Raw genomic sequence first — 23,124 nt, 5'->3', positions numbered from 1 at the left:
GGGAAAGCTCATGTCCTGTAAAAACTGTGTCGTATCTGAATTACAGTTTGATATTTTATTAGAAGGCGAAAATAATATAGCTATGATGGATATGATTATCGATCACTTTAAGCGTCGGAATTTAACGATTACTAAAAAGGAACAGCTCGTATCGATACAAGAATCCGGTGTAAAGGAATTTCTTGACTTTAGCAGGGATTATATGGAACCCGAACAGATTTATTTTAGAATAGATGAGATGGCTTGGAAGACTATTGCTGAAATTGAATCAGTTTTGGAAATGCAATGGATTGATGATGTCATACATAGAAATGCGATTGTCAGCTATTCACAACCTATCGTAAATAACAAGAAAGAAATTTATGCTTACGAAGTGTTGTCACGCTTTACCCGTGAAGATGGTTCGCTTATATACCCAAATGAAATTTTCACGGCAGCAAAAACTCGAGGGCGCTTGTATGCATTGGACCGTTTATGTCGTATGGCTGCCGTAAAATATGCTGCTGTGCTAATGAAAAAAACATTTATCAATTTCATTCCTACATCGATTTATTCTCCGGAATATTGTCTGCAGTCAACGGTGAAGCTTGCTAAACTTCTGCAAATTGACCCGAGTCAATTTGTCTTTGAAGTCGTCGAATCGGAGCAGGTCGATGATATTGAGCATCTAAAATCGATCTTGAATTACTATAATGATAAGGGCTTTCAATATGCTTTGGATGATGTAGGAGAAGGGTATAACACACTGGAAATGCTCGACGACATGAAGCCGCATTATATGAAGCTTGATATGAAGTATGTACAAGGTGTTGTAAACGATAGTCAAAAACAACATACCGCTAAACAGTTTTTAAAGAAAGCACTTGAAATTGGTGCAACACCACTTGCTGAAGGTATTGAAACCGAGGAAGACTTCGAGTGGCTAAAACAAATTGGCTATGAGCTTTTCCAAGGCTATTTATTTGGAAAACCAAGCGTCGAACCACAGCGTTCCATCCGATAAGAAAAAGCTATGTGCAAAATGGTTTCCCACTACTGCACATAGCTTTTTTCATATTAGATTTACTCTAAAGATCTTATTCGTAATTTACTTCTTTGGATCCAAATCCTCAATTGAATCGATATCCATATATGCTGGTACGACTAAACCATTTTGTGTGCCTTTTAAGTTCTCTCCTAAATCCACTATATCTTCCTTATGCTTTTTGTAAAACGCATCATGTGTGGTTGGAAGTGCTGCAGAAAGCGATGCATCTCCCTCACCGCTACCAATAGCCTGGAACATAATGGCTGGATCAACAGGAATCACATTAACTTTATACCCTAAATCATTAATTACTTGTTTCATGACACTGCTTGATGCTAATTCAGAATCCCAAGTAGTAGTAATTAACTTTAATTCTTCCCCGTTTCCTTTTACAATACCTTCAGTCCATTCATTCACTTTATCTTCATTATTTTGAATCCACTCCGCTGCAGCCGAATCAAAATCACTATTTGAAGCTTCCAGCATTACTTGTTCTACATCTTCCGGTTCCCAATAAAATCGGTCAAGAACAGTATACAAATCAGGTAAATCTTCCTCTAACCCTTTTCTTACAAGTGTATTCGTATATTCTTCCCCACCTAAAGCTCCTTTTGGATCCTCCAATATCTTTAGATCGTAAGCTGAGAATTTCCAATGAGGCTTCCAACCTGTAACAATAATTGGTTCTTCATTACGAATTGCTTGATCTAAACTACCTATCATACCGGCTGTCGAACTTTCCTGTAATGTCCAGCCTTCCAGATTTTCATATTGTTCTAATGCGTCATATGTAAGACCTGTTAATCCAGCACCAGGTTCAATTCCAACTATTGTATAGCCCACTTCTTCACCAATAGTGGCTTCTTTTCCATTTGAATTATCACTGCTGTCTGTATCATCCCCGCATGCTGCTAATAACAATGCTGCAGACACCCCCATAGTTAAACCTAAAGCTTTAAATTGTTTCAAAATACTTCATCCCCTATAATCTGAATTTATCTACTCCCGAAAATCGACAACTCCATTTTAACTACAAGTTGTTACTCGTGTCAAACTAGAGATACAAATAAATAAAGCCCCGTCTAGACTATTACGGGGCATATCTATATTTATTCTTTCGGTTTTAAATCTTCAATCGAATCAATCTCTACATATGCCGGGACAACAAAACCATTTTGCGTGCCTTCCAGATTTTCACCTAAATCAACAATATCGTCTTTATGTTTGTCATAAAAGGCTTTGTGAGTTGTCGGTAACCATGGTGCAACCGTTACGTCTCCTTCACCTGTTGCAATCGACTGGAACATAATAGCCGGGTCTACCGGAGTCACCTCAGGTTCGTACCCTAATTGTTCCAGTACAGTTTTTATTACACTACTAGATGCAAATTCAGAATCCCATGGTGTAGAAATGATTTTTACTTTCTCGCCATTTCCTTGTGCTATATCTTTTGTCCATTCACTTACTTTGTCTTGATTACTTTCAACCCAATCGGCTGCTGCTACATCAAAGTCTCCATCTTCTTGTGCATCATACATTACTTTTTCCATATCTTCCGGTTCCCAATAGAAACGGTCAAGTACTGTATATACATCAGGCAGGTCTTGTTCTAACCCTTTTCTTGCAAGTGTTTGAATGTTTTCAGCACCGCCTAAAATACCTTTAGGATCTTCAAGTATTTTTAAATCATAAGCCGAGAATTTCCAATGTGGAGTCCAGCCTGTCACAATAACAGGTTCTTCATTCCGTATTGCCTTATCCAATGTACTCAACATTCCGGCAGTTGAACTTTCCTGTAATGTCCAACCTTCCAGATTTTCATATTGCTCCAATACATCATGTGAGAGGCCAGTCAGACCTGCTCCAGGTTCAGTGGCAACAACGGTATAATTCACCTGTTCACCAATACTGGAGGACGATGCGCCTGTTGTATTTTCTTTATTTTCCGTATCATCTCCGCAAGCAGCAAGTAGAAGTGCTGAAGATACCCCTAAAGTAATACCTACTGTTTTTATTTTGCTCATTTTCTCATCCCCTAAATTGAAATTTATATCTAAAAAGTAACAACTCAATATTAACAACAGGTTGTCACTATGTCAAACGGATCTATCTCAAAAATAGTTACTATATAGTCCGCCGTTCTTACTCATGACTGGAATTTCAAAACACAAAAAAACCTGCAGACAGAAGAAAGGTATTCTTCGCCTACAGGCATTTTTATAATTATTTTGTTTTTAAACCATACTTTCCAAAGCCGTCTGTACCGTCTCCAATATACTTAATAGCGCTGTTTTCATCTAAAACATCCACTGCTTTTTTAGAAGATTCAAATACAACGTTTACGCTATCCGGAATCGAAGCAAATTTCCAGTTACCATCTGCTGTCGGATCGATTGTTTTTTCGGCTAAAATATAGTCGATAATTGCCTGACGGTTTTCATCCGGATAAATTTCAACCGCTGTTGCATTACGTACACCCGGGAATGTACCGTTTGCACGATAGTTATTTGTCGCTACGATAAATTCCTGTGCTTCATCAATTGGCTTTCCGTTATATTGCAGATTGACAATACGTGATGCTTGTTCGTTTACTACATTTCCGCTCTCATCGTATTTTGCCGGTTTTGTTACATCGATTTCATATGTCACACCGTCAATCACATCATAATTGTATGAACGGTATTCTTCATTGATTAATTGCTGCTCATCTGCTTTTGCTACAACAATTTGATTGAATTGGCCTGCAGACATTTCCAGCCATTCTTTCACATCCGCCCCTGTTACTTTCAGCATAGCAAGTGTATTATCATATAAATATAAATCTGCAACATTTTTAATTGCAAGCTCGCCTTTTGGTACAAATGTATAGTATTCCGGATCGCTTCTTGTTCCTGCTTTGAATGGTGCACCCGCTGATAAGACAGGAAGGTTTTCATACGCTGTACCTTTCAGCTTTTGTTTCACATAAATTGATTGAGCATCCGTTACAATTTGAATAGAAGGATCATCCTGTACTTGCGAGAAGTAACTGTGAATGTTAGCTGTCGTTGTCCCCACTGCCTGACGCACATATTTAATTGTTCCTTCATGTGCTTCTTTTACACTTTCTACAACCGTAGCGCTGACAGCATCATTATCTTTTGCGATTTCACGCACCGCGCCCGTTCCTGTTGTAACATCCCATGCATCGTCTTTTTTCTCAAGCTCTAGATCAATGACCCCTAAATGGCTACCGAATTTACCGGCCATAACAATCGGCTTGCCGTTCATTGTTCCTTTTTCAATATCCACATTTGTTATAGAGCTATCCACTTTACCAGGGAATACGCCATGGGCATGCCCAGTAATGATTGCATCCACATCTTCAATTGTAGATAGCAAATACGATACATCCTCTTCGCCATTTTCATGTGTAGCATCTCCCATACCTGAGTGTGAAAGTACTACGACAACATCCGCTCCTGCTTCTTTCATTTGCGGAACGACTGTTTTAACAGCCTCTACGGAATCATCAACTGTCACTTTTCCTTCTAAATTTGCTTTATCCCATTTTAAAATTTGAGGTGGTACAATACCTGTTACCCCAATATTAATTGTCGTTTTTTCACCGTTTGAATCAACTACATCTTTTTCAATCATAACATATGGCTTATACATTAATTCCTTTGTCGCTGCATTGCGCACATTGGCATTAACATACGGGAATGGGGCATCATCTGTTACTTCATCAAGAAATTCCAAACCGTAGTTAAACTCGTGGTTACCGAATGTCGCTACATCATAATCAAGTGCGATCATGGCCGCAATCGATGGGTGAACTTCCCCGTCTTTTAATTTCGTTACGGACTGAATATATGAGCCAAGTGGTGTTCCTTGTATTGCATCTCCATTGTCAAACAGCACTGTATTTGGATTTTCCTCACGTGCCTTTTCGATTAGCAGCGCAGTTTTTGCCAAACCTAAACTGTTCGTTGGAGTATCTTTGTAATAATCATAGTTTACAATATTAGTATGAATATCCGTCGTGCCTAAAATACGTAAAGAAACCGTCGTATTTGCTTTTACAGGACTGTATTCTTCCAAAAAGCGCTGAAGAATTTTTTGCATCTGTGCTTTTGTTACAAAATCGTTCGGGCGAATCGTTCCGTCATTAAAGCCTGTCAGTAAGCCTGTTGCTACGGCTTTGGCCATTTCCTGGCGATTGCCTTGTCCAATTTTGTTTGCATCTTTAAACTGATCCAATACCTTTTCAGAATATGTTTCCTCATCTTGTAATCCTCTCGCCGCAATAAGGAAAGCATGAGTACGTGTCAATTTTTCGTCTGGTGCAAATTTAGTTGGAGTTTTTCCTTTAATTAACTTTAATTCTACCGCTTTTTCAATATAAGGCTTAAGCGACTCAGGTACATCCTGGAATTTTACAGACTGTCCCGTACCGACCTCTACTCCCAATGCATCAATTACGGCCTTCACAAACTCTCCACGTGTCATATCTTCATTCGTAGATGCTGGTGCCGCTGAAACTGCTGACATGCCACTTGCTAAAAGTGTTAGCGTTAGGGCTGAAGCAGATAGTTTTTTCAACATTTCTTTCACTCCCAAATTCTGTAGTGTATAACAGAACTATCATACTAAATTGCCAGAATAGTAGAAAAGAGTAATTTGGTACAGGTTATTCCAATTAAAATAGTACTTATATGACAGAATTTAACTTACAGTGAATTTACAGCTTCTTTTATATTATCGCTATGACTGATTGCAGAAATAACGGCGACTCCATTTACTCCGGTTTGTCTAACAATGAAACTGTTTTCAACAGAGATTCCGCCAATTGCTACAATCGGAAATTGAGGGTACTGAGATTTCGCTTCTTCCAGTAACGTCAGCCCTACCGGTGCTCTCGCATCATCTTTTGTGGAAGTTTCATAAATTGGACCAATTCCCGCATAATCCGCCCCATTTGCAATGGCAAATTCCAGTTGTTCCATTGTATGAACCGATACTCCAACGATTTTATTTTTCGCAAAAGATCTAAATTTTTCAACTTCGGTATCTTCCTGCCCTACATGAATCCCATCTGCATTTAATGTTAATGCAAGTTCAACATCATCATTGATAATGAATGGTACTTTATATGTTTGGCATATCTTTTGGCATTGACGCGCAAACTCTGCATACGCATCGCCTTTTAAAGCATTTTTGCCTTTTTCCCTCAGCTGGAACATCGTGATTCCTGCCTGTAGCGCTTCTTCTAAAACAAGCAGTGGGTCGCGTTTACAATTAACTGTTCCCATAATAAAATATTTATTTAAATCAAAAAACATGGACATCACACAACCCCCGCTGTTCATGATAGGCGAAATGATTTGTCGGGCCAAACCCTTTGCCAATATTGAGCGGATGACGAATTGCCAGCTGCACATATTTTTTTGCTTCTATTATGGCTGCCTCTATCGATCTGCCTTTTGCCATCTCCGCGGTGATTGCTGCCGAAAATGTACATCCTGTTCCATGGGTATGCTTAGTATCCACTCTCTCGGTTTTCATTTTAAATGGTTGCTCCCCGCGAATGAAAACCGTATCTGTCGCATGCTTACTGTTTAAATGACCACCCTTAATGACTACACATTCCAGCCCTAGACTTAATAGATGCTGCGCCGCTAAATTGATATCTTTTTCATTTTGTATTGTATAACCAGTCAGGATTTCCGCTTCCGGAATGTTCGGTGTACAAACAGTTGCAAGCGGCAATAACTTTTCCTTAAGGGCCGTTGTTGCTTCCTGTTCTAGTAAACTGGCACCTCCTTTTGCAATCATGACCGGATCAACGATAAGCGGAATATCCGTATTTTTTAGTAAAATCACAATGGCTTCGATAATTTCAGCACTAAACAGCATCCCTGTTTTAATTGCCTTTACGTCGAAATCTTGAAGTACTGCCTTTAGCTGAGCTTGAACGAAATCAGCCGTTGTCGGAAAAATTCCATGCACTCCTTCAGTATTTTGAGCGGTTAATGCGGTGATTACTGATGTACCGAATACACGGAGTTCCTGAAACGTTTTTAAATCGGCTTGGATGCCTGCACCGCCACCGCTATCCGAGCCTGCTATCGTACATGTAATCATTGTCGTCCCTCCGCTAAATTTTCTAGTTCATTCAAGAAATTTGTGTGGAAAGTTCCTATAGCTGCAACAGAATTGGCACTTGCCTGTTTATATTCATTCAGCAGCGTTTGTAAGTCATCAAACGGTTCTTTACTGTTTGCAAGCACCGCTGCACAAAAGGCACTAAGCAAGCAGCCACTCCCCGTCATTTTTGTCACCTTTTCATGACCACCCTCTACAAATTCCACTCTTATCCCATCAGTAATAACATCTTGTTCTCCTGTTACGATCACAATACATTGATAGTTATTAGCCAACTTTTTGGCAGTCACTGCAACATCGATATCTCCTTTGCCACTATCCACACCTTTAGACGCCCAATTTACTCCCGCAAGAGCCGCCATTTCTCCAATATTGCAACGGATTACATTAATCTTTAAAAGGTCGAGCAATTGTTGTGCTGTCTCAGCTCGAAACTTCGTTGCCCCTACACCTACTGGATCCAGAACAACCGGAGTATTATGCATGTTTGCGCTAAGTCCTGCTTTCTTCATCGACTCTATTGTCCGTTCATTCAAAGTGCCCATGTTTAAAAGCAAAGCATTGGCCTGGGCAGCCATTTCACCCACTTCTTCTATTGCATCCGCCATTACTGGTGAAGCTCCTACCGCCAGCAAGCCATTCGCTGTAAAATTTGCGACAACATAGTTGGTAATACAATGAACTAATGGTTGTTTATTATAAATTGCTTGCAGACTCATTTATATACACCCCTTGTTCCCAGCTTTGCTTTGTCCAAGGCATCTCCCAGAACATCCATTCGTAATAACAGCTTTTCTTAAAATGCTCCTGCAATACTTTTAGCTTTGCAGGTTGTTCTTTCGCATATCGATCCAGCATCGATTTTTGTACTTCAATATTTTGAAGCATCTCCTCGGAAGCATATAATGCAATCCACTGTTCATAAAGAGGTATATTCGGGCATGCATCTTTTAATCTTTGCCCAATTTCCTGATACAGCCATGGGCATGGCAGGATTGCCGCAAATGCTTCTGCTACATCTCCGTTATGCACTGCATTGTACATATGGCTCACATAGTTATAGGCTGCTGGTGCCGGTTCGAATTGTTCTAAATCATCCACAGTCACACCTAATTCTTTAAACGTTGTACGGTGTAACTCAAGCTCGGCATCATGGATAAACTTTGCTGTTTGCAGAAAATATTGAACATCATCATCCGTTGTCGCTTTTGCAGCTGCAAGGGCTAATACTTTCGTATAATGTTTTAAATAATACGCATCCTGCAGCATATAAAACTTAAACTTCTCCAGCGGTAGACTCCCATCTGCAATCCCTTGTACAAAAGGATGATAGAAGCTAGCCTCCCAATAAAAATCCGTTTCTTTCCTTACTTTTTCACAAAATCCCATTGTTACTCCTCCTTTTTGTTGGCGGAAGCACAAAAAAGACGTCTCAACATATAGAGAGACGTCCCCAAAAAGTGTACGTACCACTTTTCATTGCTCCCTACGTCCGTATTAACGGCCAGGTTCCAAGGGTCAGGTTTTAACCTTCTCAACACTGATGTGTCCCCCCGCAAATCAAATGCTTGTATATTTGCAAAAGAAAGACTCCACGTAAAGGATACGCGGAGCCAAAGTAAGTACATATGTATAGCGTGTACTTTGCTCCCTACGTCCGTATTAACGGCCAGGTTCTAAGGGTCAGGTTTTAACCTTCTCAACACTGCTGTGTCCCCCCGCAAATGCATTTAATTACCCCGAGTGTAACAAATTAATTCGACCCGGGCAAGTGAATTCACAAAATTACGAAATTAATAGTTCAATAACAAATTCACAAAATAGCGCATCGTTAGTAAAAATTTTGTTACTAATGATGCGCTGACATCTATTGTAGATGGGTTACTGCAGATCTTTTACCAGTCAGTTCCTGATAAGCCTGAGCATATTCCTCGGCCAGTTTATCGACATATTGTTTTGTGGAAGTAATCTCTTTAATCGCGCCAATTCCTTGCCCGCTGCCCCAAATATCTTTCCAGGCTTTTGCGGTATTATCGTTAAAGTTCATTGCTGAAGGATCACTTTCTTTTAAATTACTCGGGTCCATCCCCGCGTTCATGATAGAACCTTTCAAATAATTACCGTGAATCCCTGTAAATAAATTGCTGTATACAATATCTTCTGCAGTACTATCAACAATCATCTGTTTATATTCTTGACGAGCAAACGCTTCTTCGGTCGCGATGAATGGTGAACCGATATAGCCAAAATCAGCCCCCATCGCCTGTGCAGCCAATACCGAATGTCCTCGTGCGATTGATCCTGATAAAGCTAATGGGCCGTCAAACCATTCACGGATTTCCTGTACAAGCGCAAATGGGCTTTGCTGACCTGCATGGCCACCTGCACCTGTTGCTACAGCAATGATGCCGTCTGCACCTTTTTGAATCGCTTTTTTTGCAAAATGATTGTTAATGACATCATGGAAAACGATGCCTCCATAACGATGTGCTGCCTCAAATACTTCTTCACGTGCCCCAAGTGAAGTAATAATCATCGGAACTTTATATTTCACACAAAGCTCCATATCCTGTTCCAGACGTTCATTTGTTTTATGAACAATCTGATTAATGGCAAATGGCGCAGCCGGATGATCCGGATTTTTGGCATTATAGCTGGCCAACTCCTCTGTAATTTCAGCTAACCATTCATCCAACTGGCTTGCCGGTCTTGCATTTAACGCAGGCATTGACCCGACTATTCCTGCCTTACATTGTTCAATGACCAATTTCGGATTGCTAATAATAAACAATGGTGCCCCGATCACTGGGATACGTAAGTTTTTTAAAATTTCCGGAATATTCCCCATCTATAATCCCCCTTTTATTCAGCTACTACTAATACTTCATCAGCTTCAATAAAATCTCCTTCTTAATTTAGATGACAATCAAAAAGTCAGATGTTTTTTCATCTGACTTTCTTTCCTTTTTGCTATTTCTTCACTACATTAAAATTAGCCCCGATGAGCTGCCAATTTTGCGGGAATGGCAGACCGAGCTTCCAATAGCCGACTCCGCGCAAATTTAATCGCTTTACTAAATCGAACTTCGCCTGAATCGAACGTGCATCTTCAAACCAGACAATATGTGAACGCCCTTGCTCATCATAGTAGTTAAAGTAGGGTGCCTGTGCTGTATAGTCAAATTGGATTGCTGCGTTGTAGCGTTTGGCCACTTCAATTGCACGTTGCGGGCTTATCGCTTCTGCGTAATCTCCTCCTTGTACAAAAGGTAATGTCCAATCGTAACCATACAAATTTTGCCCAAGTAAAATTTTATTTGCAGGAATTTCTGTTAATGCATATTGTACTACTTGTTCGACTTGAGGCAGCGGAGAAACGGCCATTGGAGGTCCAGCAGAATAGCCCCACTCATATGTCATCAACATAACAAAATCCACTATTTCGCCGTGCGCCTTATAGTCATGGCCCATAAACCATTCCCCTGGCTGATCGGCTCTCGTTTTTGGAGCCAATGCGGTAGAAACGGTATATCCTTCCGCATGCATACGCTCGACAGCTCTTCGGAGGAAATTATTATAAGCTTCCCGCTGATCGCGTGCAATCCGTTCAAAATCAAAATGAATATCCGAAATATTTCCGATACGCTTTGCTTCAGCAATGATATTGTCCAGCAGTAAATTTTGAACAGCAACACTTTGGAAAATATCACGTGCTAGCTCAGCACTAAACTGATAATCCTCGAGATTAGTGATTGCCATTGCTATTCCTGTATTATTTTGTTCAGCAATTTCCGGTAATGGGTTAATTGTAGGCGCTTTTAATGAACCATCCCGTCTTGCTTCAAAACTGAAAATAGCTAAATACGTTAAATAAGGACTTGCCTCCCGAACTTGGTCGAGCAGCGTATCACTTATTTCATCGCCTCTTGGTTCTACATATGCCAAAATTTCTGCGGACCTTTTAGTTGGTTCCGGTATATACAATGAGGTGCCAATCATCAGCAACGCATCTGGATTCAAGCCATTTGCTTGTGCGAGCGTTAAATAATTCACCTGAAAACGTTGACCAATTGACCATAAACTATCCCCTGGCTGTACAATATAATACTGCCCTTTCAATGGAACGACCAATGCTTGCCCGACCACTAACCGGGCCGGCTCCGGAATTTGGTTGGCTTCCACTAAACTCTGCACCGTTGTTCCATAAGCCTGTGCGATTGCCCACAATGATTCTCCCGGTTGTACTACATGAATTTGAATTGTCCGTCCTCCTTTTCCTATGTACTAATTTATGAACTATATACCGTATTAATGCGGAAAGATAGGTTAGAAATATATAAGTAACCATGACAAAAAACAATATTATACATTTTCATTCATTCATATGCGCAACCAGGTTGACTGTTTCATACTATAGTTGTGAGGTGAAAAAATGCCAAGAGTAAAATACCGGGATTCCGATGTGGATTTGATGGCACGAATGATGCGGGCTGAGGCTGAAGGTGAAGGAAAACAAGGGATGCTGTATGTCGGAAATGTAATTGTGAACCGAGCTGTTGCTTCATGCCTGGATTTTAATGATGTGAGAACAATCGAGCAGGTTATTTTCCAAGTACAGGGCAATAACTATTCTTTTGAGGCGGTACAAAAAGGAAACATGTTTTATCAGAGGGCTAGAGAGACTGAAAGAAGATTAGCAAGACAGACGCTGGACTATTGGCGAGACCATCCGGCGAAATATGCACTTTGGTATTTTAACCCATCCGGCCCATGTCCTCCTACTTGGTACGATCAACCATTTACAGGTCAATTTAAACAGCATTGTTTCTATGAGCCTATAGCAGGAACATGTGAAAGTGTTTATATGGGCTAGCATTACCTATTGCTCAGCTATATAAAAAAAAGCCTTGTACATTCTATGTAGCGAGGCTTTTTCATTTTTCTTTATCCGTTACTTTTTATTGGATTGCTGGTTTTTATCATGGTTTGTTTTATTATTTTTATTTTTTAATTTCGAATCGAACTCTTCGGCAAATTCCGCTGTATTATCTTCAGGATTCCGGTTGTGACTTGTTGTATTTCGGTGTAATTCTTTATAAGTAGAAAAAGGATTATGTGTTCGCGTATTCATCGTTTCTTTACTGTTTTTGCTCATTTCATCACCTCCTACTGGCTTAATGTGCTCAGGATAGGAGGTTTTATGCTTTTTTCAGGCTTCCTCAATTTTTGTAATGAAAAAAAGTTGTAAAGCCATATTAAGAAGGAACCAATATTGAAAGGAGCATTTAAATGGGCAGAGATGATAGTAAAAGTAAAGGAACGAATAAACAATCATTACCGCAAACACCGAAAAACATGAAAATTGCACCAAACAAAGTAAAGGAAGAAATTGCGAATGAACTAACCGAGCTCCATCAGCAAGCAAAAAAAGGAAAAAGAAAAATGTATTGATATGTAAATGGCCTTCATTCCAGTATGTCTGGAATGAAGGCCTGATTTACTTCAAGACAAAGGTTAGAACTGTCTCGCCTTCGCATTAATTCTCAAAATCTGGTTATGCAGAGTTACCTCTGTTTCCCCTTTGATTTGAGACTTTTGATGCTTGTCGCTCGCCCAGTTTTGGTGGATCTTCTTAGATTTTGGATCTGTGAAACCCTTCTTATCCATTCGTTCCGCCTCCCTATGTTTAAAAGTGAATCAATTTTAGTATGGCTGTACTTGCTGCAGTTATTCCCTATAAAGATAAAAATTGATATCGACACATTTCCTAACAATTCCGAATTTCTTCCGCGTATGGAATCATTGCATCCACCAATACTAAACGTGTGAATCAGTCAATTTTCGCAAGAAAGGATGAGGAACAGTGGCTAAAAAAAGTTCAGGTACACCTAGCTGGAAACAAAATCACCCGATTACTTTATTATCCAACTCCGTTGAACGAACAGAACGTGCAGTAAAACAGGCAATGTCCCACCCGGAGGAATTTGCGGTGGAACATGCTTTTAATTCAATGGAACGTACCGAAAATGCACTTGCCAATGCAGAGCAAAGGCAGGAGCATTTGGATATTGTCGAGCAGAATAAATCCAAACTAGATGAGCTAAAGCAAAGCATCCTTGAAATTGATGAAACCTTGAGGGATTCATAAAAGTTCCCCCGTTACCTCTAAGGACGTAACGGGGGGACTTTATTTACATATATAATGCACTTAAAAAAATCCCTAATGCTTCTTCATAAATTTCACCGAATTGGCTGATTGGTAAAGGATTCGTTCCAAGCCCCAGTTCAACGGTAAATCCGGGGCGGCGCCAATCTTGAATAAACCAGTCTTTGTAACCCGCATAGCTTTCTATTGTCTGCACAGGCTCATATCCGCTTACCCTCGCAAATTCATTGACAAGCTGTTCTGTTTCAGGAGGTTCCAATCCCATGAATCCCCAATAAATAACTTGACCTTGTGTATGGAAAGCCAAAACCCGAGCAAAATCCCGCTCTACTGTCAAATCGGCCATTGCAATGGATTCCGGTTCCGATAGCGGACTTTGCCCACCATAATCCCGCGGCCCAGGCGTTTTCGGGTTTCTTTCTCTTTCCCGTTCCCATTCAGCAGGAAACTGGTCGTTCAGATCAACCCCATTAATATTCGCTTTCCAACCCGAGAAATCTGTACTACCATTATTCCATTCGATTACGTTTTTACGAATTGTTTCATCTTCCGGAGGTCCGTTCAGCACTAAATCCACTCCGTCGGGATTTACCATTGGCACAATATTTAAACTGGTTTGAATATACAATGGCAATGTATATAGCCCTCGTATTGAAGCATTATTCGTAAGCGAAATTAAATAATCATTAAGAAACGTCATGACAATCGACGTCGTAATCCACTCATTGGCATGAAAAGAAGCATTAAAATGAACACGTTTCTGACCGTTCCCAATCGTGAGCCCCGGAATTTCTTTTTCCAATACGGAATTGCCAATCGGCTCATTTGCTATAAACGGATAGATTGCCTGCAATGACCGAATATCCTGCACCATTGTCCTATAATCGTAATCCTGTTCACCGTTCACAACTCTCCATGTCACACGAACAGGCAACCGCAACCGTAGACCGACCTGAAGTACGTATGGATTGAGTACCGGATTGACCAGAAAAAGCGCATCCATCGGCATATTAATTCTTTGTGCAATCGACCAAACCGTATCTCCCCGTTGAACCGTATACTGACTTGTCACATAACCGGGAATCTGAACGGGTTGGTTGGGCATCAGGGCTTGTGCATTCAGATTCCGATTCGAATCAAGAATCAGCTGAAAAGGAAGATTAAAAACTTGGCTATAATACCAAAAGGAATCACCCGGTCTTACGAAAATCTCCACAAAGCTCCTCCCTCAATAAAATCATCAATAGGAAAGTATATGAATGCGGTGGGTGATTATTAACACGGTTCGAGAAAACTGATTATTAACTTCAATCGCTTCTTTATTAACTAATATTTTCCCTATATATATGAAATTGAGAGAAACTATATGTTATACTAGAATTTACTAAATTTTTATTGTATGGGGGTTCATCTTGGAGACGAAAAGAATATCGCTGCATCGTGCACTATCTGAATTAAAAATGCTTGGTGAACGGATCCAATCGGCTACGTACCGTGTAGTGCTGGCTCGAGCAAACAGAAAAAGCAATGAAAAAATTGAAGGTATGTCAATTGATGAGTACAAAAAAGAAATGCAAGGTTCTTACGACAAGGTCACAAGTCTTATTCAATACCGCAATAAACTAAAAGCACTCGTTGTTGAGTCGAATGCCAAAACAATCGTTAAAATCGGTGCAGATAAAATGACAGTTGCTGAAGCGATTGAACGCAAACAATCGATTACATATGAGAAGGATTTACTAAATCATCTGCGCCGACAATATTTCGAAGCAATTGAAGAAGTAACAGCTGCGAATGAGGCGCTCCCTGAAAAGCTTGAAAATTATTTAATTAATATTTTAGGGAACAAGGAAAAACAATCATCCTCAGATGAAGTAAAACTCCATACCGAAACTTTTATGAAGCGCAATGAATACGAACTGATCGACCCGATGCAAGTAAAGAAAACCATTGACGAGCTTGCAGCGAAAATTGAGGAATTTGAGTCAGAAGTAGACGCTGTATTATCAGAATCAAATGCTATAACCTTTATTGAGATATAATTAATAATTTGCATAGCGTAGCGAAAACAGTAAACGGATCGGCGCTCGTGCTTTGACTGTGTGCGAGTTGAAACAACCAAACAGTCACTCAACCTACAATTAATAGTTGAATCTTAATAGAAAAGTTCAACGCTTAAAGGTCAAAGCTGAAATATTAAATTTCAAAGCTCTTAACTTTTAAAGCTCAATGTTCAAATGATAAAGCTCATTCAAATCCTGGAGTATGGTTTAGGTATGTCGATACATGACCGTCTGTGGCCCCACCAGGCAGCTATTGTTGTGCAAAATGAAATACCGAATTCGCTTTCTTGGCGAATTCGGTATTGTTTTACCTCTCCTATATACCGGTGCATATTTTTCGAAATAAATATGGAGCACAAAAAAGAAACAGTCAATTACAACTACCTCCCTCCAAATTTAATAGATCAAACTCATTTTCATCATACCAGTACTTTTCTGCTCTATCTATGTATGATAAAAAATCTTCATAAACTCCTGTCCAATTTTCAGGTACAAAATCCTCGTAGGAAGCTGGTTCTGAATAAAGGGAGTACAGTTCTCTTTTATCGAAATTTACGAATAAAGAAGGCATAAAACTATAAAAAGTGTTCTCTTTCGTTTCAGTAAGTAAATTTAACTTAAGGCTTTCTCTTAATTCTTTTGTTGAAACAGCATACTTCACAATTCTTGGCGCAAATGCTGCATATGAATCCTGATCTAATATATCTATGTCTTTCCTTTCATCATCTTCTTCGATAAAAGGACCCATATTTCCAAGTCCCACTTCTTTAAGTTTCTTTCTATATGCCTCTTCTAGTTTTTTTCTATCTAAAAACCACAAATCTTTCTGTGAAACATACCATTTGAAATGATTATCAATTAATACACCTACAATAATATTCTCAAGTGCTTTAGGTTCCAATAACATATGTTTCAACTCCGTTTTATTATTTTTCTTACTCTACGTTTTCGAACTATAATCATTAGAAATTACTAATTCCCATCAATTACTTGTATTCCTTTAACATGAGCACGGTTATTAATTTTTATGGCTTCTATTAGAAGGGCTGGCTGGTATTCTTACTACCCTTCTCAACAACCTGCTACCTCATCCACGTTACTATCAACAATTTTATCAATTGCTTTCGGGATTTTCAAAACTTTTCCTATTGGGATGAAGGATGCTAACGCAATACCTTTATCAAGGCCCGAAGCATTTTTATCAGCTAGCGTGCTCACGTCGTCCAATAGTAAGAAATCCAACAAACCTTTTCCAACTTTTGTAGCGCCACTTCCGACATCTCCTAGGAAATTAAGAAAACCATTCCCCTCTTCTTTCACATTATCTACTTTTGGGGCTGTAGCGGAAAGCTCTTTTGCGATTTCTTTTTCTTTTTCTTTTTGCTTCATAAATGAAACGAAATTTGTTGAAACCATTGCGCCGCTGAGACCGAAAGTACCTAAAGGCTGTTGACCGGTTAGATAAATACCCGAAAGTGTGTAAGGATTCGCCCCTCCGATTCCTCCAGGATTAAATAGCGGATTCATATTAATTACTTGATCCAACGATTGCGTACGATAGGCCAGTGCAATCATTAACGGATTCTGACTAGCGAATGACTGCCATTGTTCTGCCGGGAAGTTAACATCTGTTACCCCTTCTGTCATCATCGTTTCTATGTTGGTAATCCATGTTTTCATGTGCATCAGGTCTGTTTGAATTGTCGTTAATGCATCTGTTTGGGATACGTCAAATTCAATGAGTTTTTCAACGGTTTCGTCCCGATGGCGTTTCGCGTCATGTACACCCAGATGGACTTCACTATCATCCAGTTTTGGCAAGTTCACGATATCTGACACTTGGTCCATGATATTATTGGCTTCATCTGTCAGCTCTTCCGTCACTTGTTTGGCTCGGTTTAAGCCTTGCTCGATTTCGCCTTCTAATGCTGCTTGGCGAATAAAGCCCGACTAATTCGGTTCGAGAGATGAAGTGCTATTTCTCCTGTAGTTAATCGATGTACTTTACGAAAATAAGAGCACGATTTTTACAACGAATGTAAACTTCAAGGCTTGGAAAGGGATACAGGGGTTATCTACATTTTAAAAATAATAGCGCTTTATTCGGCGCTAGGTATTCACCTAAAAAAGAAACCTTGAAAGGCATATAGCCAATCAAGGTCTTGTTTTACTAATTACTTCCCTTCACTTCTTCAAACCATAAATCAAAAATATCATCTGGTAATAGTTCGTAATCATTCGAATAAACTAACTCATATCTATATTTTCCTTTTAAGCTATTTTGTTTTACATTATAATAAAGTTTCATTTCTGTCGGCATATCTTTTTTGAACTCTTCACATTTTTTATGAATATGCTTTAAATTTTGATTACCAATTCTTAGTGCAGCCTTTTGTCTTTCTTTAGAAACATCATAAACCTGATTTTGTGGACTATTCGATCCTTTTACAGTCTCGTTGAGTTGATGTTTATGAACAACCTTACCATTAATTTTATAGAAAAAATCAAAAACATACATTTTGGGTTCATATGAACAATAAATAAAGATCTCATCTGCTTTATTATCGACGTACTCTAAACAAATAGCCACCATGTCTGTTTGTAATTCTGAAAAATAATCCTCAAATACCTTCACATAAACACCCCTAATTCTCTATACTTGTAAACCTCATACGACCATGTCCTCCTAACTTTGTTTTACTTTTCTATTATTTTTGACTGCTCTTTCCGTGTTCAGATAACCGTTTATATCAAAATTGAAGCTTTTAAATCTTATTTTGCAATACAGTATGACAAGCTGCTCCGGCAATACGAAGATGAGTGTATAAAATATGCCAAAAGGCAAAAAGACGAGCGTGATTGTTTCATATAAATCGGACGAACCGAATTTCACAACAAATTGAATAAGAAAAACAAGGGCCGTACTGCCAATGATTACAATCGGAATATAGGATTTCGTTTCAAATTTACCACGCATTTCTTCGCTCCTTGACCCTGCTCGGTAATGCCCTTTTTTAAGAAGTAAATAAAAGCGGATCCATGTAGCGATAAACAACAGGCCTGCGATGGAAAGTGTAATCCAAGTTAAGTTTAGTAGTGTTTCAACTGTTGCACCGTCCTGTTCCCCTAAAAGAAATAATGGGGACAGGAAGAAAAATACGGAAAAGTTTTGTGTCATGATAATCGACAGGAAGTACTGCAGCTTCTCCATCTTTTTAAAAACGACAGGAATAGCGAATAGAAGGGACAATAAAATAATGATTCCTGTAAGCCACATATGAATTGTTTTAATGCTTTCGAAATTTGGATAGATTGTGTATTTACCTGCAATATTATAAGTTAGATAGAAAAACAGTGCCTGCAGGAAAATGCCTAATACAAGCACAGATGCCAACGAATTTGGACTTTGTCTACCAGACTCCAGCGATCCCCTTAATACTGCGAAATCTTGTTCAGATAGTTTTTTTAGCATGCGGTGAATACCTCCATTTCATCTCAATACTATATAACCTTAATTAATCAGGTCAATAAGGATCCTACAAAAGAGGGAGTTTATACTAAGTATTAAATTTTAAATAAGTAAACTATCTCATTTTATGTATCTTCATTTTGGAAATATTAATAACCTATGTCCTTTCATTTTCCAATGAAATCAAAGTAAGTTCTTAACCATAAATTATTTAATAGCCAATTCAGAACTCACTTTGACATCTTGATATTAAAAAGCCGACTAATATACTTCAGGTCTTTCTGACAATCTTGCGGCTACTAAGGAGTCTTCTGCATTCAACTCACCTTCTGATTACTCGATTTAAATAATGCTGAAATTAAAATACAAAGGATCAGCCCTATACCTAAATACCCCATTACGACATATAACTTACTGATCAACGTTGTAAAGCCGACTAAACTAATCGCAAAGCCAACGATGCAGAGCAGATTGACTACAACCTTAAATGCAAAACGATCCGATTTTACGATTCGTACAGCCAGTATATAAAGGGTTCCTACAGCAGTACTGTAAATCATCGCCAACAGCACGAAGGACATGATGATTCCTACAGCGGGATGAATTTGTTTTGCCAGTTCCAGTGTCGGCATCTCCACACCCGCCACAATATCCATTTTGACAAATAAGGCAATATTAATGAGCAATATAAGCAAACCTAGAAAAATGCCCCCTAAAGCACCTCCTCTTCTTGCAATATTTCTATTTGGAGCCGTGCCCCCCATTACAATAAGCATCGCCGCGCCACCCGCAATATTATATGAAACATATATGACTGCACCAGAAAACCAGTGCGGTGTTGCAGAAGGCTGACTTTTTGCGATTGCATTAAGTTCACTTATTGGATAATTCATCGTAAACAATGAATAAATTAATAGGATAAAAATGATACCAAGTAAATAAGGCATGAGAGCCGCCAGCATTTTAATGATACTTTCCGCATTAAGCATCAGTGTCACTACGACGAGTAACGCCATTAACAAGCTGCCGACCGATGCATCCATACTGTACATCTGATTGAATGTAGAGCCAGCCCCGGCCAGCATAACAACCGCAATGCCGAACAGCACAAAGGAAATCATCTGGTCCAGTACCGGACCAAAAAAGCGTCCACCAATAAAATGAATACCTTCCTTATGGGAAGTCGTCTGCAAATCTGAACCAATCTGTGCAAGCGTCATCCCCAACATCGTAAAAATAATTGTTGCTACAATACAGCCAAAAACACTCATTAACCCAAAACTTGTAAAGTACTGCATTATTTCCTGTCCTGAAGCAAATCCTGCACCGACAACTAAACTGACAAACGCCCCTGCAATTTGAATACTCTTTTTCAATTCGCACCTTCTTTATATTTCTATTTATCATAGATACTTTATGTACAGGCATGTAGAAAACATGCTTGAATATAAAAAGAAGAGAATGTGAATGAAAAACGCCGCAATAAAAAAATACCTTAACCGCTATTTTTCTAGACGGTTAAAGTATTATAGAATGTAATATAAATTTTCTAATAACTAAACTTTACACGAACTGATGCGCTTACTGTCATTGTGCCAGGTTCTATCGGTGTCACTACCTGTTGGCTGCTTAACTGCATCGCTTTGTACGGAATTGGAGCAATCGTTTGCTCTTCGATTATTTCCACCGGCACCATGTGTAATGTAATGCCCATCGTTTTAGCCATAGCTGTTGCTTTCCCCACGGCATCAATCAGGGCAAACTGAAGTGCCTGCCTGTAGTAAACATCTGTATCCGTTATTTTAAACTCGATAGCAGATACATGGTTTGCTCCGTTTCGAATTGCCGTATCAATTACCGAACCTACTTGACCAATATCGGCTATTTTCACTGTTATGGCGTTTTGTACTTCGTAGCCCCTTAACACCTGTCTTCCATCTATAAAATCGTAGTTTGGAAAGATATTATAAGCAGCCGTCTGAATCGATTCTTTTGGAATCTTTAAAGCGATTAGTGAGTCTATTACACGATTCATAATGACCGCATTTTCCCGCTGAATCGTGCTGACATTTTCCCCTTGCGTCCGAACTTCGATTTGCACTTGCGCATAATCAGGCTGAGCAACGATTTCACCAGTCCCTGTAACGGTCAATTCCCGTATACTGGCGACTGGTTGAAACATCATTTGTGGGTGATACAAGAGCTTCCACCTTTCTTATAGCCGGTTTCTGTTATACTATGCACTTCATTCCTTAGAGTTGTTTAAAGATGTGTGTGAGTTGCAATAACCAAACAGTCCCTCAACCTACATCAACATTTTATTGTTCAATAGAAAAGTTCAAAGCATAAAGCTCGATTAACTGATAGCGTTTCCTCTGCACTGAATTTAGTCATAAAAAAATACACCTCCAATTGAGATGTATCTAACAATTGGGGTGCAGTTCATTTTGGAGAATTCAATCCACATTAGCCTCAAAAAATTTATAATTGTTCTTACCCGCCAATTTTGCTTGATATAGTGCTTTGTCCGCATGTTTTAGGATTGTTTCCAGGGCAGACGTATCTTCTGCCGTATAATGGACTATGCCTAGACTTGCGGAAAGTTGATATTCGTTATCCCATGTATTGAGATACTCAAGAAGTATTTCAGCCTGTTTGGCAGTTTCTTCTTTAGAAGAAATATGAGGTAAATTTATAATAAATTCATCTCCTCCCAACCTCACTGCAAATACATTTTCGTGATGTTTTATAAATTTTTTAATTTTAGAAGATACACTTTTTAAGATTTGATCCCCTGCATCATGGCCATACAGATCATTTATCTTTTTAAACCCATCCAAATCAAGAAAGAATAAAGTCCCTCCTAATTCTGAATATTCCTTGAAAAACGCGAAAAGAAACTCTCTATTGTAAAGTCCTGTCAAAGAATCTTTATAGGCCAGTTTTTCCAACATTAAATAATATGAAAACATCTTCGCTACCTTTTGAAGCAAACTGATGCTTTTTGTATCAAAATGAGCAGCATCATGATGTACCACACATAATGTGCCAAACTTTTCCCCATTTATAAGGGAAATTGGGATACCCAAATAGGAATTAATATTAATTTTTTCGCTTATTTTTTTCAGCTCTTCAAAATCCGTTTCTTTACTGATATCTTCATATATTAACGGTCGATTATTTTCAAAATCAATTTGATTACAAGCCGTTTGATTAAGCTTAATTGCCATTCCTTCAGATAATAAAATATGTGAATCTACATTTGAAAGCCGAAGAATAACTTGCTCATTTTCGGTGAATGAACTTAAATAAATCAGTTTGTCAGGCATAATTTCTTTTGCTAGTTCTAATACATCACTGGCGAGTTCATTAAAATTTTGATACATCTGTAATTCCTGCATTGGTATCACCATGAAATTACCTCCATTCCAGAATATCCGTTTGAAGTTATAGATTATGGAAACATTCAAAGTTTTTATAGTAAAGATTTATCATCTTCCATTAATAGTAACATAAATAAATATGTCTTTATCTATAATTAGATTTCTACTGCTTTACCCAGTTTTTTCTATAAATACAGAAATAAAAAAGAAGCAGTCAATTGTAACTGCTCCCTAATTTATCTTTTATTTTTTTGGCGGTGATAGTATAAATCTAGAATCTTTTCCATAAAAATTGACCGTTGTATAGAATTGGAATGATAACATTCTTCCAAGCATTCCTTTAACAGAATACGCTTCTGTTCTTTTGTAAATTGACCCTCTTTCACCAGATGCCGGACTTCTTTTAAAAACAATAAATACTCCGGATCTATCCCATCAACAATTGCTGCGAAGTCGTCCCGCAGATTTTTGGCAAGCATTGGGCTTATACCACTCGTCGTCACCGCGATCGTAATTTCATTTTTCTCATATATTGCCGGAAAATGAAACGAACTATTTGCCGGATCATCGACAATATTGATCAGCTGATTGGTTTGACAGCATTCCTTAACCCTTCGATTTACCGCTGTATCATCTGTAGCTGCAATGACGAGAAACGTACCTTGCACATCACTTTTATGAAAGGGTCTTGCAATATGCTTGATTACATCACTTTTCACAAGGTCATGTAAACGTACCTCAAGTACCGGACTTACGACTGTAATATTCGGTTGAAAGCGTAATAACGACTCGATTCTCTTAGTCGCTATTTTTCCGCCTCCTATTACAATTACTTTTTTATTTCGTATATTGACCATTATCGGTAACAT

At 38.8% G+C, this 23,124-nt stretch carries 25 protein-coding genes and 2 riboswitches; of the genes, 5 read left to right on the top strand and 20 right to left on the bottom strand.

Annotated elements, in window-relative coordinates; all coding sequences use genetic code 11:
• Window positions 1-10: 10 nt before the first annotated feature.
• Window positions 11-1,003, top strand: a complete 993-nt coding sequence (locus ACQKN3_RS01175) for an EAL domain-containing protein (RefSeq protein WP_427708817.1) — start codon at window positions 11-13, stop codon at window positions 1,001-1,003.
• A gap of 84 nt (window positions 1,004-1,087) precedes the next feature.
• Here the strand turns inward: ACQKN3_RS01175 and ACQKN3_RS01170 are convergent, their stop codons facing one another.
• The 9 genes from ACQKN3_RS01170 to ACQKN3_RS01130 form a co-directional block, all read right to left on the bottom strand.
• Entirely contained in the window at window positions 1,088-1,996 is a 909-nt protein-coding gene (locus tag ACQKN3_RS01170) for a glycine betaine ABC transporter substrate-binding protein (RefSeq protein WP_427708815.1), read from the bottom strand.
• Window positions 1,997-2,136: 140 nt separating this feature from the next.
• Window positions 2,137-3,051, bottom strand: a complete 915-nt coding sequence (locus ACQKN3_RS01165; protein ID WP_427708813.1) for a glycine betaine ABC transporter substrate-binding protein — start codon at window positions 3,049-3,051, stop codon at window positions 2,137-2,139.
• A gap of 199 nt (window positions 3,052-3,250) precedes the next feature.
• Window positions 3,251-5,614, bottom strand: coding sequence for a bifunctional 2',3'-cyclic-nucleotide 2'-phosphodiesterase/3'-nucleotidase (locus tag ACQKN3_RS01160; protein ID WP_427708811.1), 2,364 nt, complete (start codon window positions 5,612-5,614; stop codon window positions 3,251-3,253).
• 125 nt (window positions 5,615-5,739) lie between these two features.
• Window positions 5,740-6,357 carry a thiamine phosphate synthase gene (gene thiE, locus ACQKN3_RS01155; protein WP_427708809.1) on the bottom strand — a complete coding sequence of 206 codons (618 nt, stop codon included), beginning with the start codon at window positions 6,355-6,357 and terminating at the stop codon, window positions 5,740-5,742.
• Window positions 6,341-7,153: a bifunctional hydroxymethylpyrimidine kinase/phosphomethylpyrimidine kinase gene (thiD, locus tag ACQKN3_RS01150; RefSeq protein WP_427708807.1), complete on the bottom strand. Its 813-nt coding sequence runs from the start codon at window positions 7,151-7,153 to the stop codon at window positions 6,341-6,343. The genes thiE and thiD overlap by 17 nt, the downstream gene beginning before the upstream one ends.
• Complete coding sequence (gene thiM, locus ACQKN3_RS01145; RefSeq protein WP_427708805.1) at window positions 7,150-7,893, bottom strand: hydroxyethylthiazole kinase; 744 nt, start codon at window positions 7,891-7,893, stop codon at window positions 7,150-7,152. Before thiM ends, thiD begins: the two co-directional genes overlap by 4 nt.
• The gene (gene tenA / locus ACQKN3_RS01140) at window positions 7,871-8,563 is read right to left on the bottom strand and encodes a thiaminase II (RefSeq protein ID WP_427708803.1); all 693 of its coding nucleotides are present in this window, start codon (window positions 8,561-8,563) and stop codon (window positions 7,871-7,873) included. The genes thiM and tenA overlap by 23 nt, the downstream gene beginning before the upstream one ends.
• A gap of 77 nt (window positions 8,564-8,640) precedes the next feature.
• Window positions 8,641-8,739, bottom strand: a riboswitch (TPP riboswitch).
• Between the two features lie 66 nt (window positions 8,740-8,805).
• Window positions 8,806-8,904: riboswitch (TPP riboswitch) on the bottom strand.
• A 137-nt stretch (window positions 8,905-9,041) separates the two neighbouring features.
• Complete coding sequence (locus ACQKN3_RS01135; RefSeq protein ID WP_427708801.1) at window positions 9,042-10,022, bottom strand: NAD(P)H-dependent flavin oxidoreductase; 981 nt, start codon at window positions 10,020-10,022, stop codon at window positions 9,042-9,044.
• 122 nt (window positions 10,023-10,144) lie between these two features.
• Complete coding sequence (locus ACQKN3_RS01130) at window positions 10,145-11,401, bottom strand: glycoside hydrolase family 18 protein (protein ID WP_014823223.1); 1,257 nt, start codon at window positions 11,399-11,401, stop codon at window positions 10,145-10,147.
• Between the two features lie 205 nt (window positions 11,402-11,606).
• Between ACQKN3_RS01130 and ACQKN3_RS01125 the strand changes: the two genes are divergently transcribed.
• The gene (locus tag ACQKN3_RS01125; RefSeq protein ID WP_008405114.1) at window positions 11,607-12,047 is read left to right on the top strand and encodes a cell wall hydrolase; all 441 of its coding nucleotides are present in this window, start codon (window positions 11,607-11,609) and stop codon (window positions 12,045-12,047) included.
• Between the two features lie 78 nt (window positions 12,048-12,125).
• Here the strand turns inward: ACQKN3_RS01125 and ACQKN3_RS01120 are convergent, their stop codons facing one another.
• Window positions 12,126-12,329, bottom strand: coding sequence for a hypothetical protein (locus ACQKN3_RS01120; protein ID WP_008405113.1), 204 nt, complete (start codon window positions 12,327-12,329; stop codon window positions 12,126-12,128).
• 134 nt (window positions 12,330-12,463) lie between these two features.
• Between ACQKN3_RS01120 and ACQKN3_RS01115 the strand changes: the two genes are divergently transcribed.
• Window positions 12,464-12,625 (top strand): hypothetical protein, encoded by a 162-nt coding sequence (locus ACQKN3_RS01115; RefSeq protein WP_008405112.1) that lies wholly within the window; start codon window positions 12,464-12,466, stop codon window positions 12,623-12,625.
• Between the two features lie 63 nt (window positions 12,626-12,688).
• On the opposite strand, the gene ACQKN3_RS01110 is transcribed toward ACQKN3_RS01115, so the two are convergent.
• A complete protein-coding gene (locus ACQKN3_RS01110; protein ID WP_008405111.1) occupies window positions 12,689-12,841 on the bottom strand; it encodes a YpzG family protein in 153 nt (50 codons plus the stop codon).
• A gap of 196 nt (window positions 12,842-13,037) precedes the next feature.
• On the opposite strand from ACQKN3_RS01110, the gene ACQKN3_RS01105 reads away from it, so the two are divergent.
• Window positions 13,038-13,322 (top strand): hypothetical protein, encoded by a 285-nt coding sequence (locus ACQKN3_RS01105; RefSeq protein ID WP_008405110.1) that lies wholly within the window; start codon window positions 13,038-13,040, stop codon window positions 13,320-13,322.
• Between the two features lie 43 nt (window positions 13,323-13,365).
• On the opposite strand, the gene ACQKN3_RS01100 is transcribed toward ACQKN3_RS01105, so the two are convergent.
• A complete protein-coding gene (locus ACQKN3_RS01100) occupies window positions 13,366-14,556 on the bottom strand; it encodes a M14 family metallopeptidase (RefSeq protein WP_427708797.1) in 1,191 nt (396 codons plus the stop codon).
• 196 nt (window positions 14,557-14,752) lie between these two features.
• Between ACQKN3_RS01100 and ACQKN3_RS01095 the strand changes: the two genes are divergently transcribed.
• A complete protein-coding gene (locus ACQKN3_RS01095; RefSeq protein ID WP_427708795.1) occupies window positions 14,753-15,382 on the top strand; it encodes a hypothetical protein in 630 nt (209 codons plus the stop codon).
• Between the two features lie 391 nt (window positions 15,383-15,773).
• On the opposite strand, the gene ACQKN3_RS01090 is transcribed toward ACQKN3_RS01095, so the two are convergent.
• The 8 genes from ACQKN3_RS01090 to ACQKN3_RS01055 form a co-directional block, all read right to left on the bottom strand.
• Entirely contained in the window at window positions 15,774-16,310 is a 537-nt protein-coding gene (locus tag ACQKN3_RS01090) for a hypothetical protein (protein WP_427708793.1), read from the bottom strand.
• Between the two features lie 164 nt (window positions 16,311-16,474).
• Complete coding sequence (locus ACQKN3_RS01085) at window positions 16,475-17,344, bottom strand: T7SS effector LXG polymorphic toxin (protein ID WP_427711558.1); 870 nt, start codon at window positions 17,342-17,344, stop codon at window positions 16,475-16,477.
• 229 nt (window positions 17,345-17,573) lie between these two features.
• On the bottom strand, window positions 17,574-18,038 hold the full coding sequence (locus ACQKN3_RS01080; RefSeq protein ID WP_427708791.1) for a DUF600 domain-containing protein: 465 nt from the start codon (window positions 18,036-18,038) through the stop codon (window positions 17,574-17,576).
• Window positions 18,039-18,089: 51 nt separating this feature from the next.
• Window positions 18,090-18,875, bottom strand: a complete 786-nt coding sequence (locus ACQKN3_RS01075; RefSeq protein ID WP_427708789.1) for an ABC transporter ATPase — start codon at window positions 18,873-18,875, stop codon at window positions 18,090-18,092.
• Between the two features lie 314 nt (window positions 18,876-19,189).
• Window positions 19,190-20,248, bottom strand: coding sequence for a YkvI family membrane protein (locus ACQKN3_RS01070; protein ID WP_427708787.1), 1,059 nt, complete (start codon window positions 20,246-20,248; stop codon window positions 19,190-19,192).
• Window positions 20,249-20,421: 173 nt separating this feature from the next.
• Window positions 20,422-21,072 (bottom strand): SIMPL domain-containing protein, encoded by a 651-nt coding sequence (locus tag ACQKN3_RS01065; protein WP_427708785.1) that lies wholly within the window; start codon window positions 21,070-21,072, stop codon window positions 20,422-20,424.
• Window positions 21,073-21,328: 256 nt separating this feature from the next.
• Window positions 21,329-22,285, bottom strand: coding sequence for a sensor domain-containing diguanylate cyclase (locus ACQKN3_RS01060; RefSeq protein ID WP_427708783.1), 957 nt, complete (start codon window positions 22,283-22,285; stop codon window positions 21,329-21,331).
• A 206-nt stretch (window positions 22,286-22,491) separates the two neighbouring features.
• Window positions 22,492-23,124 (bottom strand): precorrin-2 dehydrogenase/sirohydrochlorin ferrochelatase family protein, encoded by a 633-nt coding sequence (locus ACQKN3_RS01055; protein WP_427708781.1) that lies wholly within the window; start codon window positions 23,122-23,124, stop codon window positions 22,492-22,494.

Origin of the sequence: Solibacillus sp. NPDC093137 (assembly GCF_050280445.1) — a bacterium.
Taxonomy (GTDB): Bacteria; Bacillota; Bacilli; order Bacillales_A; family Planococcaceae; genus Solibacillus; species Solibacillus isronensis_B.
This window is presented reverse-complemented; position numbering and strand designations above follow the sequence as displayed.

What these genes read in the sequence shown, in the direction of transcription:
- ACQKN3_RS01175 (WP_427708817.1), top strand. Translation starts at nt 11, where the DNA reads ATGTCCTGTAAAAACTGTGTCGTATCTGAATTACAGTTTGATATTTTA.
- ACQKN3_RS01165 (WP_427708813.1), bottom strand. Translation starts at nt 3,051, where the DNA reads ATGAGCAAAATAAAAACAGTAGGTATTACTTTAGGGGTATCTTCAGCA.
- ACQKN3_RS01160 (WP_427708811.1), bottom strand. Translation starts at nt 5,614, where the DNA reads ATGTTGAAAAAACTATCTGCTTCAGCCCTAACGCTAACACTTTTAGCA.
- thiE (WP_427708809.1), bottom strand. Translation starts at nt 6,357, where the DNA reads ATGTCCATGTTTTTTGATTTAAATAAATATTTTATTATGGGAACAGTT.
- thiD (WP_427708807.1), bottom strand. Translation starts at nt 7,153, where the DNA reads ATGATTACATGTACGATAGCAGGCTCGGATAGCGGTGGCGGTGCAGGC.
- thiM (WP_427708805.1), bottom strand. Translation starts at nt 7,893, where the DNA reads ATGAGTCTGCAAGCAATTTATAATAAACAACCATTAGTTCATTGTATT.
- tenA (WP_427708803.1), bottom strand. Translation starts at nt 8,563, where the DNA reads ATGGGATTTTGTGAAAAAGTAAGGAAAGAAACGGATTTTTATTGGGAG.
- ACQKN3_RS01135 (WP_427708801.1), bottom strand. Translation starts at nt 10,022, where the DNA reads ATGGGGAATATTCCGGAAATTTTAAAAAACTTACGTATCCCAGTGATC.
- ACQKN3_RS01125 (WP_008405114.1), top strand. Translation starts at nt 11,607, where the DNA reads ATGCCAAGAGTAAAATACCGGGATTCCGATGTGGATTTGATGGCACGA.
- ACQKN3_RS01120 (WP_008405113.1), bottom strand. Translation starts at nt 12,329, where the DNA reads ATGAGCAAAAACAGTAAAGAAACGATGAATACGCGAACACATAATCCT.
- ACQKN3_RS01115 (WP_008405112.1), top strand. Translation starts at nt 12,464, where the DNA reads ATGGGCAGAGATGATAGTAAAAGTAAAGGAACGAATAAACAATCATTA.
- ACQKN3_RS01110 (WP_008405111.1), bottom strand. Translation starts at nt 12,841, where the DNA reads ATGGATAAGAAGGGTTTCACAGATCCAAAATCTAAGAAGATCCACCAA.
- ACQKN3_RS01090 (WP_427708793.1), bottom strand. Translation starts at nt 16,310, where the DNA reads ATGTTATTGGAACCTAAAGCACTTGAGAATATTATTGTAGGTGTATTA.
- ACQKN3_RS01075 (WP_427708789.1), bottom strand. Translation starts at nt 18,875, where the DNA reads ATGCTAAAAAAACTATCTGAACAAGATTTCGCAGTATTAAGGGGATCG.
- ACQKN3_RS01060 (WP_427708783.1), bottom strand. Translation starts at nt 22,285, where the DNA reads ATGGTGATACCAATGCAGGAATTACAGATGTATCAAAATTTTAATGAA.
- ACQKN3_RS01055 (WP_427708781.1), bottom strand. Translation starts at nt 23,124, where the DNA reads ATGTTACCGATAATGGTCAATATACGAAATAAAAAAGTAATTGTAATA.